This is a genomic window from Mesorhizobium tianshanense (assembly GCF_007830515.1).
In the GTDB taxonomy this organism is placed as follows: domain Bacteria; phylum Pseudomonadota; class Alphaproteobacteria; order Rhizobiales; family Rhizobiaceae; genus Mesorhizobium; species Mesorhizobium tianshanense.
Genome location: NZ_VLKT01000025.1, coordinates 34,156 through 50,857, shown reverse-complemented (window position 1 = coordinate 50,857; position 16,702 = coordinate 34,156). Strand labels below are relative to the sequence as shown.

Below are 16,702 nucleotides of genomic sequence, written 5' to 3'. Positions count from 1 at the left end.
TCCTCACCAGCGAGTTGCGAGAGATGCAAGAGCGTTCAGGCGAAGACATGCGCCTTTCCCGATACAGTCAGCCGCACGATCTCGCCAACCACCGGTGTGTCCATGCCCGGCTTGCGCAGGATCAATGGCGTATTGCCGATCGCTGCTGCATCAGGCGGATCGGGACTGTTCAAGAGCCGCACCGCGATGGTGCACATCGATCCGGCGAATTCGGATTCCGTCACCTCGCCGAACAGCATGTCCGGCGTGCCCGACATGCCTTCACGCGACGTCCGTTTCAGCAGCACCTGTTCCGGCCGCAGCATGATGCGGACGATGTCGCGCCGCTCGGTGCTGTCGACGGCGATGCGGCCGAGCGGCGAGCTGGCGAAGCCGTCCGCGATCTTGGCCGGCAGGATGATGGCATCGCCGAGGAATTCGGCGACCATCCTGTCCTTCGGCTTGAGATAGAGCTCGCGCGGCGTGCCGATCTGCGAGAACTTGCCGTCGCGCATCACCGCGACCTGGCCGGCAAAGGACAGCGCCTCGGCCTGGTCGTGCGTGACCAGGATCGTGGTGATGCCGGCGGTCTCCAGAAGTTCGGCCACTGCCTTGCGCATCGAGGCGCGCAGGCTCGTGTCGAGCGCCGAGAACGGCTCGTCGAGCAGCATCAGCCGCGGCTTCATGGCCATGGCACGGGCCAGCGCCACACGCTGCTGCTGGCCGCCGGAGAGCTCGTGCGGCCGGCGTTTCAGGATCGCCTTGTCCAGCCCGACGATATAGGCGAGCTCGACGATGCGCTCGGTGGGCTTGTCCTCGCCGCGCGCCATGCCGAAGCCGATATTGTCGGCGATGCTCAGATGCGGGAACAGGGCGCCGTCCTGCGCCACCACGCCGATGCCGCGCCGATATGCGGGCACGGCGCTGCCGCCATTGGCCAGCACCTCGCCGTCGAGCACGATGCGGCCCTGGTCCGGTGCCTCGAAGCCGGCGATCAGCCGCAGCAAGGTGGTCTTGCCACAGCCGGACGGCCCGACGATCGCGGTGCGGCTGCCGGCGGCCACGCTGAGGTCGACCCCGTCCAGTGCGGCCACCGGGCCGTAGTGCTTGTGCACATCGGTGAGTTCGAGGAAGCTCATCGCCCGGCCATCCGCTTCGACTGGACGTAGAGCAGCCAGATCAGCGGCAGCGACATCGCCACCATGATCAGGGCGTAAGGTGCAGCGGATGCATAGTCGATCTCGCCGCTGTGGGACCAGAACGCCATTGCCAGTGTGCGGGTGCCGTTGGGAGCCAGCATCTGCGTGGCGGTCAATTCGTTCATGATGCCGAGCGCCACCAGCGCCATGCCCGCCGCGCCCCCCGGCGCCGACAGGCGGATCGTCGTCGACCACAGCGCCTTGAGCGGTGATCGGCCGAGGCTGGCGGCGGCGCGTTCGAGTTCGACCGGCGCCTGCGCGATCGACGCCCGCAGGCTGATCAGGGCGCGCGGCAGGAACATCAGCGCATAGGCGATCAGGATCGTGACCAGGGTCTGGTAGAGCGGCAAGGCGACGCGCACTATGATGGTGACCAGCGCCAGCGCGACGACGACGCCGGGCAGCGAGCCGGCGATGTAGTTGCAGCCTTCCAAAACGCGCTGCAGCGGTCCCGGAGCGCGGATCGAGATCCAGGCCATCGGCATGGCGGCGACGGTGGCGAGCAGGGCGCCGGCAAGCGCCAGGAACAGGGTCTGGCCGAGCGCCAGGCCGATCTCGGCGAACCGCCAGACATCGGCGCCGCCGGCCACAAGCCAGCGGCTGATGGTGACGAATGGCACGCCAAGCGCCAGCAGCGCGGTGATGGCCGGCAGCAGCAGGCAAGGGATCGTGGCGCGGCCGAGCCTTGTGCGTTGCTGCTGGCGCGCCGCGCCCGAGCCGACGCGGGCATAGCGCTCCTCGCCGCGCACGAGCACTTCGATCCCAAGCAGCACGAAGCAGCATGTCACCAGCACGGCAGCCAGCATGTTGGCGGCCGGTCCATTGAAGGTCGACTGGAACTGGTCGACGATCGCCGTGGTGAAGGTGTCGAAGCGGATGAACACGTAGAGGCCGTACTCGGCCAGGAGATGCAGGCCGACCAGCAGCGAACCGCCGCAGATGGCGAGCCTGAGCTGCGGCAGAACCACCCGCCGGAAAACACGCCACGGTCCGAGGCCCAGCGCTGCCGCGGCGTCTTCGAGAGCGGGATCGAGCCGGCGCAAAGCTGCCGCCAACGGCAGATAGAGGAACGGGAAATAGGCGACGACGGAAATCAGAACGCCGGCCCACAGGCCGTGCAGTCCCGGCACCAGGCTGATCCAGGCGTAGCTGTGCACGAAGGCGGGGATGGCGAGCGGTGCCACCGACAGCCAGGCCCACAGGCGGGCACCCGGGAGATCGCTGCGTTCGGTCAGCCAGGCCAGCGCCACCGAGAGCACGATGCAGGTCGGTACTGCCAGCACCACCAGAAGGAGCGTGTTGGTCAGCAGCTCGCCGACACGCGGCCGGAAGACCAGTGCCGATACGGTTTCCCAGCCGGTCTGCACGGCAATCCAGATGATGAAGGCAAGCGGCAGCAGGGAAAAAAGCGAGATGAGGATGGCGGCGAGCGAAATCCAGGATATCGGCCGCCGGCGTGCCCATCGCCCAGCCGCCATGCCGGTCGGCAAGCCTGAACGCGCAAGATCGGCCGCAGACTGCATCAGCTCAGACGCCCCGCCGCTGCGGCTCGGTGGCGGAGACGATCGAAGGGCCCACAAAGTGGCCAAAAACGCAGCTGGTCGTCATGGACGAATGCCACCTCGAAAAAACAGAGCGCTCCCGCGGAAAGCGAATTCCCGCAGGAGCGCAGTCGGTTGCCCTTTTAGGACGAACGCGGACTAAAGCAAGCCGGCTGCCGTCATCAGATCGGTCACCTTCTTGGAGTTCAGCGTCGTTGCGTCGACTTTCGGCGCCTGTAGATCGGCCAGCGGCACGAGCGCCGGATTGGACTCCGCGCCCTTGCCGACCGCGTATTCGAAGGAATCACCGGTCTTCAGCACGTCCTGGCCACCCTTGCCGGTCACCCATTTCAAGAAGGCCTGGGCTTCCTTCGGGTGCTTGCTGGAGGCCAGCACGCCACCGCCGGAAACCGAGACGAAAGCGCCCGGATCCTGGTTCTTGAAATAGTGGAGCCCGATGTTCTTGCTGTTCTCACCGGTCTTGGCCTGATCGCCGTAGTAGTAATAGTGATAGATCACGCCGCCCTCGACTTCGCCGGCATTGACTGCCTTCATCACGGTGCTGTTTCCCTTGTAGGCGGTGAAGTTCTCCTTCATCGCCTTCAGCCAGTCGGCCGTTGCGGCCTCACCCTTGAGCTGCAAAAGCGCGCTGACGATCGCCTGGAAATCGGCGCCGGAGGGCGACGCGGCCCAGCGTCCCTTCCAGCTCGGATCGGCGAGATCGAGCAGCGACTTGGGCAATTGCTCGGCGGTCAGCTTGGTCTTGTCGTAAACAAAGACGGTGCTGCGCGCGGCGATGCCCACCCATTTGCCGCTGGCCGGCTGGTAGTCCTGCGGAACCTGCGCCTGCGTGTCGGCGTCGACCGGCGCGAACAGGCCTGATGACTCGACCAGCACCATGGCGGGTGAATTTTCCGTCAGGAACACGTCGGCCGGCGAGGCGGCGCCTTCGGCGACGATCTGGTTGGAGAAATCGCTGTCGCCGCCGTGGCGAACGGTGACCTTGATGCCGGTTTCCTTGGTGAAACCTTCCACCCAAGCATTGGTCAGGCTCTCGTGCTGGGCATTGTAGACGACGATGCCGCCGTCCTGGGCCATCGCCGGGCCGGCGATCAGGCTGACTGCAAGTGCGGTGGCACCGGCAAGGGCGGAAAGAGCATATTTCATGGACGTCATTCCCTCTCGATCTTGATGGCTTTGATTTAGCAAGGCTGCACCTATCAATACCTGATCGGTGTAGTCAACATTGGAGAGCTGCGTAAATCGGGCGTTGGAGGTGAAACCTTCGTGATATTCCCATATTTTGGCTTGGACATTATTTCGTCGGCCACGTAACAAACCACCGCCGAGTGCGAATATCGGGGAGTGAACTCTTGTGACCGGCAATGACGAGGCCGAGCTTTCCCGGCTGATGCGGGCCGCGATCGCGGGAGATGAAAGGGCTTACGCTGACTTTCTGCGCCGGACGGCTGCTCTCGTTCGCGGCTTCGCCAGGCGCAAGATCGTGCAGGGCGGAGTCGACCCCGAGGATGTCGTGCAGGAAACCTTGCTGGCCATTCATGTGAAACGGCATACCTGGCGCCAGGATTTGGCTGTGCTGCCCTGGGTCTACGCCATAGCGCGCTTCAAGCTGATCGACGCCTTCCGGCGGCGTGGGCGGCGCATCGAGATCGAAATCGACGACATCGCCGAGACCCTCGCCGAACCGGAAGCGGAGACCGTCAGCGAGCGCGACATCAACCGGGCCCTGGATCGCCTGCCGCCGGCGCAGCGTTCCGTGGTGTCGGCAATATCGGTCGAAGGCCGCTCCATCAGCGAGACGGCGGCAAAATTCGGCATCAGCGAGACGGCGGTGCGCGTGTCGCTGCATCGCGGGCTTGCCGCCATTGCCAAGCGGTTCGGGGCCAAGCGATTCGGGCGGGAATGACATGAGGACCGACGATCTCATCAAGGCGCTTGACGCCGATGCCCGCAGCAGGGCGATGCCGCTGGGTTCGGCCTGGTGGGTGGCCGCCGGTGCGGCTGCCGTGATCGCGGCAGCGGTCTTCTGGATGGCGATCGGCCCACGCGCCGACATCGCGACCGCCATGCATACGATGCGTTTCCTCGCCAAATTCGTCTTCACGGCTGCCCTGGCCGTCAGCGCCTTCGCCTTGATCCGCGCCCTGTCGACACCCGGTGCATCGACGAGCAGGGCGGCGGCCTGGATGATCGCCGCACCCCTGATGGTGGTCATTGCGGTGGTTCTGGAGCTCCTTTCCGTGCCCGCGGCGGACTGGGGCAGGCGATTGGTCGGCAGCAACATAGTCATCTGCCTGACGTTCATTCCGCTGATCGGCATCGGGCCGCTTGCCGTCTTTCTCGCGGTGCTGCGCTATGGCGCGCCAACGCGGCCGGTGCTTGCCGGAACGGTGGCGGGCCTGCTCGCTGGCGGGCTGGCGGCAACCTTCTATGCCGCACACTGCTTCGACGACTCGCCGCTTTTCGTCGCCACCTGGTACACGATCGCGATTGCCATCCTCGCCGCGCTCGGCGCGCTCGGCGGGCGGCTTTTCGTGCGCTGGTAGCGACGGCCCGCGATCGGGAACAACAGACGCACGGTTAACGGCATCGGCCCAATTGGATTCGATTTTTGGAAAGCTCGATGCTTGGATAACAGTATACCTGGATACAAAGAGTTTGCGCGTGAAAGTGGACGCGCAACGTTCTAACGCGTCGGAACGGGATGCTCGCCGCGATAATCGTAGAAGCCGCGCCCGGTCTTGCGGCCGAGCCAGCCGGCCTCGACATATTTCACCAGCAGCGGGCAGGGGCGATATTTCGAATCCGACAGGCCGTCATGCAGCACCTGCATGATCGACAGGCAGGTGTCCAGCCCGATGAAATCGGCAAGCTGCAGCGGTCCCATCGGATGGTTGGCGCCGAGCCTCATGGCGGTGTCGATCGCGTCGACCGAGCCGACACCTTCATACAGCGTGTAGATCGCCTCGTTGATCATCGGCAGCAGGATGCGGTTGACGATGAAGGCTGGAAAATCCTCCGAGACGGTGATCGTCTTGTCGAGATGGTTCACATAGGCCTTTGCCGCTTCGAAGGTCTGGTCCTCGGTGGCGATGCCGCGCACCAGTTCGACCAGCTTCATCACAGGAACCGGATTCATGAAGTGGATGCCGATGAAACGCTCCGGCCTGTCGGTCTGCGCGGCGAGGCGCGTGATCGAGATCGACGAGGTGTTCGTCGCCAGGATGGCTTCGGGATTGAGCTGCGGGCACAGCTGGGCGTAGATCTTGCGCTTGACCGTTTCGTCCTCGGTCGCTGCTTCGATCACCAGGTCGGCACCCGCAAGGTCGGCCATGGTGGGCGCCGCCGAAATGCGCGCCATCGCCTCGTTGCGCAGCTTTTCCTCGAGTTTGCCGGAGCCGACCTGGCGGGCCATGTTGCCGCTGATGGTGGCGATGCCCTTTTCGATGCGGTCGGGCGAGATGTCGTAGACCAGCACCTTGTAACCTGAAAGCGCGGAAACATGGGCGATACCGCCGCCCATCTGGCCCGCGCCGATGATGCCGATCGTCTCGATCTTGCTCATTACACCGATCCCGTCAAAAGGCTTTTGCAGCCTGCTTTTTGTGCGGTGCAAACTAAAAGGGCGGGGCGACTTCGTCTACCCCACCCTTCACAATTTAATACGCTTCAGGAGCAAGCGTCAAAGCGCCTTTTGCAGTTCCGGCAGAATGACGAAAAGGTCGCCGACGAGGCCGTAATCGGCGACCTGGAAGATCGGCGCTTCCTCGTCCTTGTTGATGGCGACGATGACCTTCGAATCCTTCATGCCGGCAAGATGCTGGATGGCGCCGGAGATGCCGACGGCGATGTAGAGATCGGGAGCCACCACCTTGCCGGTCTGGCCGACCTGCCAGTCGTTCGGCGCGTAGCCGGCATCGACGGCGGCACGAGAGGCGCCGACGGCCGCACCGAGCTTGTCGGCGATCGGCAGGATGACTTCCTGGAATTTCTCCGAAGAGCCCAGCGCGCGGCCGCCCGAGATGATGATCTTGGCCGAAGTCAGCTCCGGACGGTCGGTCTCGGAAAGCTTGTTCTCGACGAAGCTCGACAGGCCGGGATTGGCCGCCGCCTGAACCGTCTCGACCGGGGCGGAACCGCCTTCGGGCGCCGCCTGGAAGGAGGCGGTGCGCACGGTGATCACCTTCTTGGCGTCGCTCGACTGCACGGTCTGGATGGCGTTGCCGGCATAGATCGGCCGCTTGAAGGTGTCGGGCGACACAATTTCGATGATCTCCGACACCTGCGCGACGTCGAGCAGTGCTGCCACGCGCGGCGCGACATTCTTGCCCGACGAGGTCGCCGGCGCGATGATCGTGTCATAGGCGCCGGCTATGCTGACAACGAGTGCGGCCAGCGGCTCGGCCAGCCGCTCGGTCAGTTCGTCGGCTTCGGCGAGCAGCACCTTGCCCACGCCCTTGAGCTTGGCAGCGGCATCGGCCGCGCCCCTGGCGCCCTTGCCGGCGACCAGCACATGCACGTCCGAATCGATCTGCAATGCCGCCGACAGCGCCTTGGCGGTCTGGTCGGAAAGAGTTGCGTTGTCGTGTTCGGCAATCAGAAGAATAGCCATTATGATATCCCTGACTTTCGTTTTCGAGGCTCTCTGAAATCCGGTTAGGCCGAGTCGAAAACGGTTGGTTTCGAGAACCGGGGCGGAGCGTACTTCAGTACGTGAGCACCGGAAGCGGAGAAACCGGCCGTTTGCAGGCCGGCCTCATCGGATTTCCTTAGAGCACGCCGGCTTCGTTCTTGAGCTTATCGACCAGTTCGGCGACGCTCTTGACCTTGACGCCCGCCTTGCGGCCACCCGGCTCCTCGGTCTTGATCACCTTCAGCCGCGGCTTGACGTCGGCGCCATAGTCGGCAGGGCTCTTCTCGTCGAGCGGCTTCTTCTTGGCCTTCATGATGTTGGGCAGCGAGGCATAGCGCGGCTGGTTGAGGCGAAGATCCGCCGTCACGATCGCCGGCATCTTCAGCTCCACCGTCTGCAGGCCGCCATCGACCTCGCGCGTCACCTTGGCCTTGTCGCCGTCGATAACCACCTTGGAGGCAAAGGTGCCTTGCGCCCAGCCCAGAAGTGCGGCCAGCATCTGGCCGGTCTGGTTGGAATCGTCATCGATCGCCTGCTTGCCGAGGATGACGAGGCCGGGCTGTTCCGCCTCGACCACGCCCTTCAGCACCTTGGCGACGCCGAGCGGTTCGGTCTGCTCGTCGGTCTTGACCAGGATGGCGCGGTCGGCGCCCATGGCGAGCGCGGTGCGCAAGGTCTCCTGCGCCTGCTGCGGCCCGATCGAGACGACGATGATCTCCTCAGCCTTGCCGGCCTCCTTCAGCCGGATCGCTTCTTCGACCGCGATCTCGTCGAACGGGTTCATCGCCATCTTGACGTTGGCAAGCTCCACCGCCGAACCGTCAGCCTTAACACGAACCTTCACATTCGCATCCACAACCCGCTTCACGGGCACAAGGATCTTCATTTGCCTGTCACCTCTTTCACGAAACCACCTCTTTCAAGATAATTGGGCGCGCTATAGCAGTGTGCGCCTCTTCAGAATTGTCGAAAGCCGACATTCCGGACGGAATTCTAGTCTCCGACCGCCCAATGTGGTGGAAAGCTTCCGTAGTTGCGGTAGCCTTGCACGTCAATATCCGCAAAGCACTCAAATCGGTTCAGTCCGGACTGGAGGCACTTCCCCGTCCCCAGCGTGGTGCCGGCTGCGCCGGTGATTCATTGCTCGCAACCGGGCCGGCAGGAACCGGCGTCTGGCCGGCGGCCACCGCGGGCTCCCCGTCAGCGCCGGCAAGCAGCGGTACGCCGCGGTTGCGCAAGATGAGCACCAACACGGCCCCGGCGATGATGCCGCCGAAATGGCAGGCCCAGGAAACCTGATCCTCGCCACCTGCAGCGAACATCACGATCTGGAACAGGATCCACAGGATGAGCGGGATGAAGGCCGGGATGCGCAGCGGAATGCGGGCAAAGGCCAACACCCATACTTTCACGCGAGGGTAGAGGATCAGATAGGCCGTGACCACGCCGGCGATGGCGCCCGAGGCGCCGATCAGCGGAACCTGCGAATCCCACGCGACCAGACCCTGGAAGAAGGCACCGGCGATGGCGCAAAGCAAGTAGAAGACGAGAAAGCGGATATGGCCAAGCGCGTCCTCGACATTGTCGCCGAACACCCAGAGGAACAGCATGTTGCCGCCGAGGTGGAAGATATCCGCATGCAGGAAGGAGTAGGTGACGTAGCTCAGGCTCTCCGGGATCACGACGAACTGCGGAGCCAGTTCCACGCTGTCGTGGACGACCGACGGGATGTAGCCGAGGCCCAGCACAGCGGCGTTGGAGAACTGCTCGCCGCCAAGCGCGGTGGCGAAGTAGATGAGCGTGTTAAGCGCGATCAGGCCGATCGTCACATATTGCAGCTTGATGTGGCGCAGCCGGTTGGTGTCATAAAGCGGGATGAACATCGGACCCCCTCCCGCCTCGGCAGATTCAGCGGTTCTTGCCGGGAACCCATAGCACGTCGGCGTTTCCGTTGTCATTGACCGCGCGTGCGGCGACGAACAGAAAGTCCGATACGCGGTTGATGTATCTTATCGCCTCGCGGTTGACATGCTCGCCTGGGGCCTGCGTCAAAGCCACCATGATGCGCTCGGCCCGCCGTGCCACCGTGCGGGCGAGGTGAAGGGCGGCGGCGGCTGGCGCGCCACCGTTGAGCACGAAGGATTTGAGCGGCTGCAGATCCTTGTTGAGCAGGTCGATGTCCCTTTCGACGCGGTCGGTCTGCGAGGCCACGATGCGAAGCGGCTCATAGCCGAGCGGCTTGCCGTCGTCCGGCACGGCCAGATCGGCGCCAAGGTCGAAAAGATCGTTCTGGATCCGGCTAAGCATCGCGTCGATTGCCGGATGTGTTGCCGTGGTGTGGATGCGAGCCATGCCGATGCAGGCATTGGCTTCGTCGACCGTGCCATAGGCGTCGATGCGCAGATCGGATTTCAACCGTCGTTCGCCGGTGCCAAGGCCGGTGGTGCCGTCGTCACCGGTGCGGGTGTAGATCTTGTTGAGCTTGACCACGCTCTGCCTCCCGAAATCGCCACCTTCGTCACTTGCGGGTGAAATACACCGCCAGCATGATCAGCACCAATGCCACGAACTGCAGCAGGACACGCGTCTGCATCAGCTTGTTGGAAGTCATGCCGGAGCCGCCGCGCATCATGTTGATGAGGCCGCGGATCAGCACGATCACCACGGCGACCATGACGAGGACAGCGAGGATGTTGAAGACGGTTGCCATAGTGTGTTTCCAGTCGATTGCGTTCAGGCGCGTTTGGCAAGCAGGCGGTAGAGCATCGATGCCGGCAGAATGCGTTTGAGGATCACGCCGATCCTGGCCGGCACCGTTACCACATAGTGCGGGCGCGGGCGCCGCGACAGAAGCGCATGGCGCAAGGCCGCATGAACCACCTCCGGCCCGGGCTTCAGTCGCGATGTGCTGCCGCCCGCCCGCAGCCGTTCCAGCTGCGCCTCGTAGGCGAAGCGATGGACGGAATTCTCATGGTCGATATTCCTAAGGAACCACTCAAGGCCATTGCTGGCGATCTTTGATCTCACCGGCCCCGGCTCGATCAGCGAGACATGGATGCTGCTGCCCTCGAGTTCCTGACGCATGCACAGCATCAGCCCTTCGATGGCGTGCTTGGACGCCGAATAGGCACCGCGAAAGCGCAGCGGCGCCAGGCCGAGGATCGAGGAGCAATGGACGAGACGGCCATGGCCCTGGCGGCGCATCACCGGCACGACACGGCAGGTGAGGTCATGCCAGCCAAAAACATTCGCCTCGAACTGCTCCCTGAGTGCCGCGACCGGCAGGTCCTCGACGGCGCCGGGCTGTGCGTAGGCGCCGTTGTTGAACAGGGCATCGAGCCGTCCGCCCGTCCGTTCCAGCACCGACGCCACCAGCGTCTCGATGGATCCGGCCTCGCGGTAATCCAGATAGAAGGCCTCGATGCCATCGGCTTCGAGGGCAGCGATATCGGCGGGCTGGCGCGCCGTTGCGAAGACCCGCCAGCCTTCCGCCTTCAGCGCCCGGGCGCAATAGGCGCCTATCCCGGAAGAGGCACCGGTGACGATGATGGTGCGCAATTCCTTCGCCGGAGCAGAAGCGGTTTGACTTAGGCTTGTCATTTACCGCAATCCCTTCCCATATTCGCGGCGTCGAGACAATCGAAGGGAACGCGGTTCTTGTTGCGGACGATCGTAGCCGTCAAACGCGTGCTCTATGATGCGCTCGGCCATTTCAACGCGGACGATGGCTGGGCGATGGCCAGTCATCTGGCGATCACAGCGCTGATGGCGCTTTTCCCCTTTCTGATATTTGCCACGACACTGGCCAGCTTCCTTGGCGCACAGGCTTTTGCGGACACGGCCGTGCATCTCGTCTTCGACACCTGGCCGGAGCAGATCGCCAAGCCGATCGCGCGCGAAGTGCTCAACGTGCTCACCGTCCAGCGCACCGACCTGTTGACCTATGGCGTGCTACTCGCCGCTTTCTTCGCCTCCAACGGGATAGAGGCGCTGCGCACCTCGCTCAACCGCGCCTACCGCGTCTCCGAAACGCGCGGCATCATCTATCGCCGTGTGCAGAGCATCGCCTTCGTGCTGATCGCCACCGCAGGCTTCCTGGTGATCAGCGTGCTTTTGGTCTTCGCGCCATTGCTGGGCCGGCTGGCCGTAGCCAATTTCCAATGGATAGAACCCTACATGGGCACGATCACGCTATGGCGGTACATCATCGCCTCCGTCGTCATCGTCGGTGGGCTGTTCGCGGTGCATTTCTGGCTGCCGGCGGGCCACCGCCGTTTCGTCTCGATCGTACCAGGCATCATCTTCACGCTGATTGCCTGGCTCATCGGGTCGACCATCTTCGCCGCCTATCTCGATCGTTTCTCGTCCTATGTGACGACCTATGCCGGCCTTGCCTCGATCATGGTTGCGGTCGTCTTCCTCTACATCGTCTCGGCGATCTTCATCCTCGGCGGTGAGCTCAACGCCGCGATCAGCCGCTATCTGGAGGCTCGCGCCCGGGTTGGCTGATTCCTGCTTGGCTGAGCGGTTGCCAGCCCGACGCCGAGCGTCGCGATCGCCATGCCGACGATCTGGACCAGATTCAACTGTTCGCCGAACAATACCCAGGCGATGACGGCGGTGACGGCCGGGACCAGATAGAACAGCGACGCGACTTTCGACATCTCGCCGTCGCGGATCATCACCATCAAGAGGAAGATGGCGCCGATCGACAGCACCAGCACCAGCCATGCCATGGCAAAGATCAGCTCGCCGTTGACGACGACCGTTCGCGTCTCGAAAGCCAGCGAGGCCAGGACCATCAGCGACGCGCCGCCGACATATTGCCACATGGTGGCCGCCACGAGATCGCCGCCGGAGGCGAAGCGCTTCTGCCAGATCGTGCCGGCGCTCATTCCAAGCACCGAGACAAGCGAGGCGGCCAGCGTCTCGGCCGTCACGCCGCCGCCAAGCGCACCGAGCTTCGGCCAAAGCACGATGACCACGCCGGCAAGTCCGACAGTGAGGCCGGCCCAATGGCGCGGCAGGATGGCCTCGCCGAGAAACCTGCCGGCCATCACCGCCGTGATCAGCGGCTGCAGCCCGACGATCAACGCCGAAAGCCCGGCCGGCATGCCCCTGTGGATGGCCCAGAACACGCCGCCGAGATAGACGCCATGCATGAGGATGCCGGCGCCGGTCGCGTGGAGGGCCATGCGCGTCGCCCGCTTGGAGCCAAGCGCCATCATCAAGACGGCTAACAGGACGGCCGCCAGAACGAAGCGCACGGCCAGGAAGGTGAAAGGCTCGGCCCATGGCATGGCATAGCGCGCGCCAATGAAGCCGGTCGCCCACAGGACGACAAAGGAGGCGGGGATGAACCGCTTGACGCTGTGCATTTTCTGGAGGCTGCCCGTGAATCCGGTGAAGGTCGACTGTCGCGCCTGCTGTAATGTGGTTCAACCTGGCAAGCAAAACGAAACGGTTGATCCATAGGCTCATCCGAATTGAAGGGACGTTGGGTCAGGGAGATTTCAAGGCCGAAACATGATCTAGAACCCAATCAGCCGCCTGACGTCGTCGGGTGATGCGCCGGCCTTGCGCAAGGCGGCAAGGCCGTTATCCATGGCGCTCTTCGACAGTTTTCGTCCGTCGGGGCCGAGGATGAGACGATGGTGGAAGTAGCTTGGTTGAGGCAGGCCAAGCACCGCCTGAAGCAGGCGCTGCACGCTGGTGGCGGAATAGAGGTCCTGGCCGCGCACCACGCGGCTGACGTCTTGCAGCGCGTCGTCGACGACGACGGCGAGATGATAGCTGGTCGGGATATCGCGGCGCGCGACGATCACGTCGCCCCAGTCCTGCGGGCGGGCTTCCACCGTGTGTGTCGCGGAAAGCCTCTCATCCGAGAATTCCACCCATGACAGCTCGGCGCCGACGCGGGCCATTGAGGCATCGACGTCCAGCCGCCAGGCGAATGGCGCATTCTCGGCGATCCGCCGCTTGCGTTCCCTGGTCGGCAATACCTTGTCGACGGCGGGATAGAGCGGCACGCCGTCGGGGTCGCGCGGCCAGTCGCGCCCGCGCCTTTCGCTGTCGGCAATGAAGGCGCGGATCTCGCTACGGCTCATGAAGGCCGGGTAGACGAGTTCTTCCCTGGTCAGCCGGTCGAGCACCGCCTGATAATCCGCGAAATGCTCGGATTGACGGCGCACCGGTTCTTCCCAGCCGAGCCCGAGCCATTTCAGGTCGCGAAAGATGCCGGCTTCGAATTCCGGCGTGCAGCGCGTCGTGTCGATGTCCTCGATGCGCAGCAACAGGCGCCCGCCCGCTGCCTTCGCCAATTTCTGATTGAGCAGCGCCGAATAGGCATGGCCAAGATGCAGTTCGCCATTAGGGCTTGGCGCGAAGCGGAATGTCAGGAGTGTCATCCTTCGGCGGCAATCGGGTTGTGCGGAACTTTCGCCAATTGCTACTTTGCACCTGCAGCGCCGCGCGTCCACCGGCACGCACAAAGGGCGTTGTGGAACTTGATTTTGCGCGGTTAGGGAACAAGCAGACATGCAACGCATCGCCACGCTCGACGACATCTCGCAAGGGCTCGACGCGCTTTGCCTGCTCGACCCGCGCCTCGCAAAGGTGCGCGGCATGGCCGGCGAGGTGCCGCTCCGGCTCTCCGAGCCGGGGTTCAGAAGCCTGGCCTCGATCGTCGTCTCGCAGCAGGTTTCCCGCGCCAGCGCCGACGCCATCTTCGGCCGGCTGACAAAACTCGTCGATCCGCTGACGCCGCAAGCCATCCTTGCCGCCGACGAGGCGATTTTTCGCGAGGCCGGCCTGTCACGGCCGAAGCAGCGCGGCCTGATCGCCGTGGCCCAGGCGGTGGTCGACGGCCTCGACCTCGATCACCTCTGCCTGCTCGATGCCGCCGAGGCCATCACGGCCATGACCAAGGTGGCGGGCATCGGCCCGTGGACGGCGGAAGTCTATCTTTTGTTCGCCGCCGGCCACCCCGATGTCTTCCCGGCACGCGACGTTGCCCTGCAGAGCGCGGTCGGCCACGCGCTTGGCATCGATCCGCGTCCACCCGAGAAAATGCTGATCCAACTCGCCGAATCATGGAGCCCGTGGCGAGGTGTCGCATCGCGGCTTTTCTGGGCGTATTATCGCGAATTGAAGGGCAGGGACGCCGCGCCTCCGGCCTGAATTTGCAAAAAAGCATTGAAATCAGGCGCTTTTGGCGCGTCGTGTGGCCGACAAGCCGCTTCACATCCCTGTCATGTCGGGCTTACAGTATCCGCGCCGATCGCTTCGAGAACCAAGGAGGTCAATGACGTGACGGTTGCCGTATCTCCGGATGGGCTTCCAGCGCTGGTGCTGAACGCGGACTACCGTCCGCTCAGCTATTACCCCCTGTCGCTCTGGTCGTGGCAGGACGCCATCAAGGCTGTGTTCCTCGAGCGGGTGAATATCGTCGCCGAATACGAGCACGCCGTGTCGTCGCCGACCTTCTCGATGAAGCTGCCGAGCGTCGTCAGCCTGAAGGCCTATGTGAAGCCATCGCGGCATCCGGCCTTCACCCGATTCAACGTCTTCCTGCGCGACCGTTTCCAGTGCCAATATTGCGGCACGCCGGAGGATCTGACCTTCGACCATGTCATTCCCCGCCATCGCGGCGGGGCGACGACCTGGGAGAATGTCGTCGCCGCCTGCTCGCCCTGCAATCTGAGGAAGGGCGGCATGATGCCGGCGCACGCCAAGATGTGGCCGCTGCAGAAGCCCTTCCAGCCGACGGTGCATGACCTGCACAACAATGGCCGCCTGTTCCCGCCCAACCACCTGCATGAAAGCTGGATGGATTATCTGTACTGGGATGTCGAACTGGAACCATAGAGTTCGGCAGAAATCCGCGAGCCCGGTCGCCTGACGCAGCTTTCTGTGCTTCCGGCCTTCGCCGGCCGAAGCACTCATGAGCGGTCGTGGTGTGGTAGTTAAGGCTACGGCCGGCGTAGGCCGGTGCTCACGTACTTTAAGTACGCTCCGCTCCGGTTCTCGAAAGCCACGCCATGCGCTCCGGGCTGGCGAATTTCTGGACGAACTCTCGCGCCGCGCTAGATCAATCGCGGGCAAAGGCGCCGCGGAAGGCGATGATTGCCAGGATAAAGCTGGCGACGGCGTTCCAGCCGGCCAGCGACAGGCCGAGTATGCGCAGCGCCGCCTTGTCGCAGGAGGGCGGGACGAATTTGTCGAGCGCATCGAGCACGCCCTTGCCGCCGGTGTCCACCGGTCCCGCCGCCGCGGCGCAATCGGTCGGTCCCGCCCACCACGCCCATTCGACGCCGGAGTGATAGACGCCGAGATAGAGGCCATACACCATCAGCAGGCCGCCGACGGCCAGCAGGCCGCGTGTCAGCCAGGCCGGCCAGCGCAGCGCCGACGACAGCGCCGCCAGCAGCATCAGCGGCACGCCGGCATAATAGGGGGTGCGTTGCTCGAAGCAGAGCTTGCAGGGGATGTAGCCGCCGAGGTGCTGGAAGGCCAATGCCGAGCCGACGGTCGCGGCCATGGCGACGGCCAGAAACAAGGCCGTTTGCGTGCGCTGGCGTCCAGTGTCGGCATTTACGGTCGCAGTCATCGATCTACCGTCCGTTGCGTTCGACCTTGAGCATGATCTTCTCCGAAAACCGGTCCTTCGGTTCGGGACCAGCTCTAGAGGGCGTATTTGGCTGTTATATAGAGCAAAATCAGGGCGGCTGCGGCGGTGCCCGCGATCATGCCAAGGCGCTTCTCGATGAATTCGCGGATTGGTTCGCCATAGCGGCGCAGCAGCCAGGCCAGGAACAGGAAGCGGGCGCCGCGCGCCACGATCGCCAGCACGATGAACAACAGGAGATTGACGCCGATGACGCCGGACAGGATCGTCACCACCTTGATCGGCGGCAGATGGGCGAGGCCGGAGGTGACCAGCATCAGAATGATGAAGCCGATGCCCGACGAGACGCGCAGCGCCTCGAAGTCGTCATACTTGCCATAGAATTCGAGGATCGGCCTGGCCACCGCGTCATAGGCATAGTGGCCGATGTACCAGCCGGCGATGCCGCCCAGCACCGAAGCGAGGGTGGCGATCAGCGCGTAGCGATAGGCGCGATCCGGCCGCGACAGCGCCATCGGCAGATAGAGCACGTCGGCAGGCACCAGGAACACCGAGCTTTCGACGAAAGCGATGATGGCCAACCACCATTCGGCGGATTTCCTTGCCGCCAGCGACAAGGTCCAGTCGTAAAGTCCGCGAAGCATCGGCATCCCTAATGTATGTCGCCCAAAAATGCGCAGCGGGTTTGGATCACGACATGCAC

19 protein-coding genes are annotated in these 16,702 nt (G+C 63.8%); 5 read left to right on the top strand and 14 right to left on the bottom strand.

The features are described 5' to 3' along the window. Window positions 1-35: 35 nt before the first annotated feature. From IQ26_RS20040 to IQ26_RS20030, 3 genes are all read right to left on the bottom strand, one after another. Window positions 36-1,118: an ABC transporter ATP-binding protein gene (locus IQ26_RS20040; RefSeq protein ID WP_145720085.1), complete on the bottom strand. Its 1,083-nt coding sequence runs from the start codon at window positions 1,116-1,118 to the stop codon at window positions 36-38. Next, window positions 1,115-2,701: an ABC transporter permease gene (locus tag IQ26_RS20035; RefSeq protein ID WP_162458020.1), complete on the bottom strand. Its 1,587-nt coding sequence runs from the start codon at window positions 2,699-2,701 to the stop codon at window positions 1,115-1,117. The genes IQ26_RS20040 and IQ26_RS20035 overlap by 4 nt, the downstream gene beginning before the upstream one ends. Before the next feature lie 177 nt (window positions 2,702-2,878). Beyond that, window positions 2,879-3,886 (bottom strand): iron ABC transporter substrate-binding protein, encoded by a 1,008-nt coding sequence (locus IQ26_RS20030; RefSeq protein ID WP_145720083.1) that lies wholly within the window; start codon window positions 3,884-3,886, stop codon window positions 2,879-2,881. Window positions 3,887-4,094: 208 nt separating this feature from the next. Between IQ26_RS20030 and IQ26_RS20025 the strand changes: the two genes are divergently transcribed. Both IQ26_RS20025 and IQ26_RS20020 read left to right on the top strand, forming a co-directional pair. Then, complete coding sequence (locus IQ26_RS20025) at window positions 4,095-4,646, top strand: sigma-70 family RNA polymerase sigma factor (protein WP_145720082.1); 552 nt, start codon at window positions 4,095-4,097, stop codon at window positions 4,644-4,646. 1 nt (window position 4,647) lies between these two features. Then, window positions 4,648-5,286 carry an NrsF family protein gene (locus tag IQ26_RS20020; RefSeq protein WP_145720081.1) on the top strand — a complete coding sequence of 213 codons (639 nt, stop codon included), beginning with the start codon at window positions 4,648-4,650 and terminating at the stop codon, window positions 5,284-5,286. Window positions 5,287-5,426: 140 nt separating this feature from the next. Here the strand turns inward: IQ26_RS20020 and IQ26_RS20015 are convergent, their stop codons facing one another. From IQ26_RS20015 to IQ26_RS19985, 7 genes are all read right to left on the bottom strand, one after another. Then, the gene (locus IQ26_RS20015) at window positions 5,427-6,305 is read right to left on the bottom strand and encodes a 3-hydroxybutyryl-CoA dehydrogenase (RefSeq protein WP_145720080.1); all 879 of its coding nucleotides are present in this window, start codon (window positions 6,303-6,305) and stop codon (window positions 5,427-5,429) included. Between the two features lie 117 nt (window positions 6,306-6,422). Beyond that, window positions 6,423-7,352 (bottom strand): electron transfer flavoprotein subunit alpha/FixB family protein, encoded by a 930-nt coding sequence (locus IQ26_RS20010; protein ID WP_145720079.1) that lies wholly within the window; start codon window positions 7,350-7,352, stop codon window positions 6,423-6,425. A gap of 157 nt (window positions 7,353-7,509) precedes the next feature. Continuing rightward, on the bottom strand, window positions 7,510-8,259 hold the full coding sequence (locus tag IQ26_RS20005) for an electron transfer flavoprotein subunit beta/FixA family protein (RefSeq protein WP_145720078.1): 750 nt from the start codon (window positions 8,257-8,259) through the stop codon (window positions 7,510-7,512). A gap of 193 nt (window positions 8,260-8,452) precedes the next feature. Further along, window positions 8,453-9,256, bottom strand: a complete 804-nt coding sequence (locus IQ26_RS20000) for a rhomboid family intramembrane serine protease (RefSeq protein WP_145720077.1) — start codon at window positions 9,254-9,256, stop codon at window positions 8,453-8,455. A 25-nt stretch (window positions 9,257-9,281) separates the two neighbouring features. Beyond that, window positions 9,282-9,863 carry a cob(I)yrinic acid a,c-diamide adenosyltransferase gene (locus IQ26_RS19995; RefSeq protein ID WP_145720076.1) on the bottom strand — a complete coding sequence of 194 codons (582 nt, stop codon included), beginning with the start codon at window positions 9,861-9,863 and terminating at the stop codon, window positions 9,282-9,284. Window positions 9,864-9,891: 28 nt separating this feature from the next. After that, complete coding sequence (locus IQ26_RS19990; RefSeq protein WP_023797244.1) at window positions 9,892-10,083, bottom strand: twin transmembrane helix small protein; 192 nt, start codon at window positions 10,081-10,083, stop codon at window positions 9,892-9,894. Window positions 10,084-10,106: 23 nt separating this feature from the next. Further along, window positions 10,107-10,973, bottom strand: coding sequence for an SDR family oxidoreductase (locus tag IQ26_RS19985; RefSeq protein WP_145720075.1), 867 nt, complete (start codon window positions 10,971-10,973; stop codon window positions 10,107-10,109). 57 nt (window positions 10,974-11,030) lie between these two features. On the opposite strand from IQ26_RS19985, the gene IQ26_RS19980 reads away from it, so the two are divergent. Then, complete coding sequence (locus IQ26_RS19980; RefSeq protein ID WP_145720074.1) at window positions 11,031-11,882, top strand: YihY/virulence factor BrkB family protein; 852 nt, start codon at window positions 11,031-11,033, stop codon at window positions 11,880-11,882. Here the strand turns inward: IQ26_RS19980 and IQ26_RS19975 are convergent. Both IQ26_RS19975 and gluQRS read right to left on the bottom strand, forming a co-directional pair. Beyond that, on the bottom strand, window positions 11,852-12,751 hold the full coding sequence (locus tag IQ26_RS19975) for a DMT family transporter (protein ID WP_145720073.1): 900 nt from the start codon (window positions 12,749-12,751) through the stop codon (window positions 11,852-11,854). The genes IQ26_RS19980 and IQ26_RS19975 overlap by 31 nt on opposite strands. 153 nt (window positions 12,752-12,904) lie before the next feature. After that, entirely contained in the window at window positions 12,905-13,780 is an 876-nt protein-coding gene (gene gluQRS / locus IQ26_RS19970; protein ID WP_145720072.1) for a tRNA glutamyl-Q(34) synthetase GluQRS, read from the bottom strand. A 130-nt stretch (window positions 13,781-13,910) separates the two neighbouring features. On the opposite strand from gluQRS, the gene IQ26_RS19965 reads away from it, so the two are divergent. Together IQ26_RS19965 and IQ26_RS19960 are read left to right on the top strand one after the other, a co-directional pair. Beyond that, window positions 13,911-14,552: a DNA-3-methyladenine glycosylase family protein gene (locus tag IQ26_RS19965; protein ID WP_145720071.1), complete on the top strand. Its 642-nt coding sequence runs from the start codon at window positions 13,911-13,913 to the stop codon at window positions 14,550-14,552. A gap of 129 nt (window positions 14,553-14,681) precedes the next feature. Next, window positions 14,682-15,239 carry an HNH endonuclease gene (locus IQ26_RS19960; protein WP_095485996.1) on the top strand — a complete coding sequence of 186 codons (558 nt, stop codon included), beginning with the start codon at window positions 14,682-14,684 and terminating at the stop codon, window positions 15,237-15,239. 223 nt (window positions 15,240-15,462) lie between these two features. Here the strand turns inward: IQ26_RS19960 and IQ26_RS19955 are convergent, their stop codons facing one another. Beyond that, complete coding sequence (locus IQ26_RS19955; RefSeq protein ID WP_145720070.1) at window positions 15,463-15,981, bottom strand: disulfide bond formation protein B; 519 nt, start codon at window positions 15,979-15,981, stop codon at window positions 15,463-15,465. Window positions 15,982-16,055: 74 nt separating this feature from the next. Further along, a complete protein-coding gene (locus tag IQ26_RS19950) occupies window positions 16,056-16,643 on the bottom strand; it encodes a YqaA family protein (RefSeq protein WP_145720069.1) in 588 nt (195 codons plus the stop codon). Window positions 16,644-16,702 lie beyond the last annotated feature (59 nt).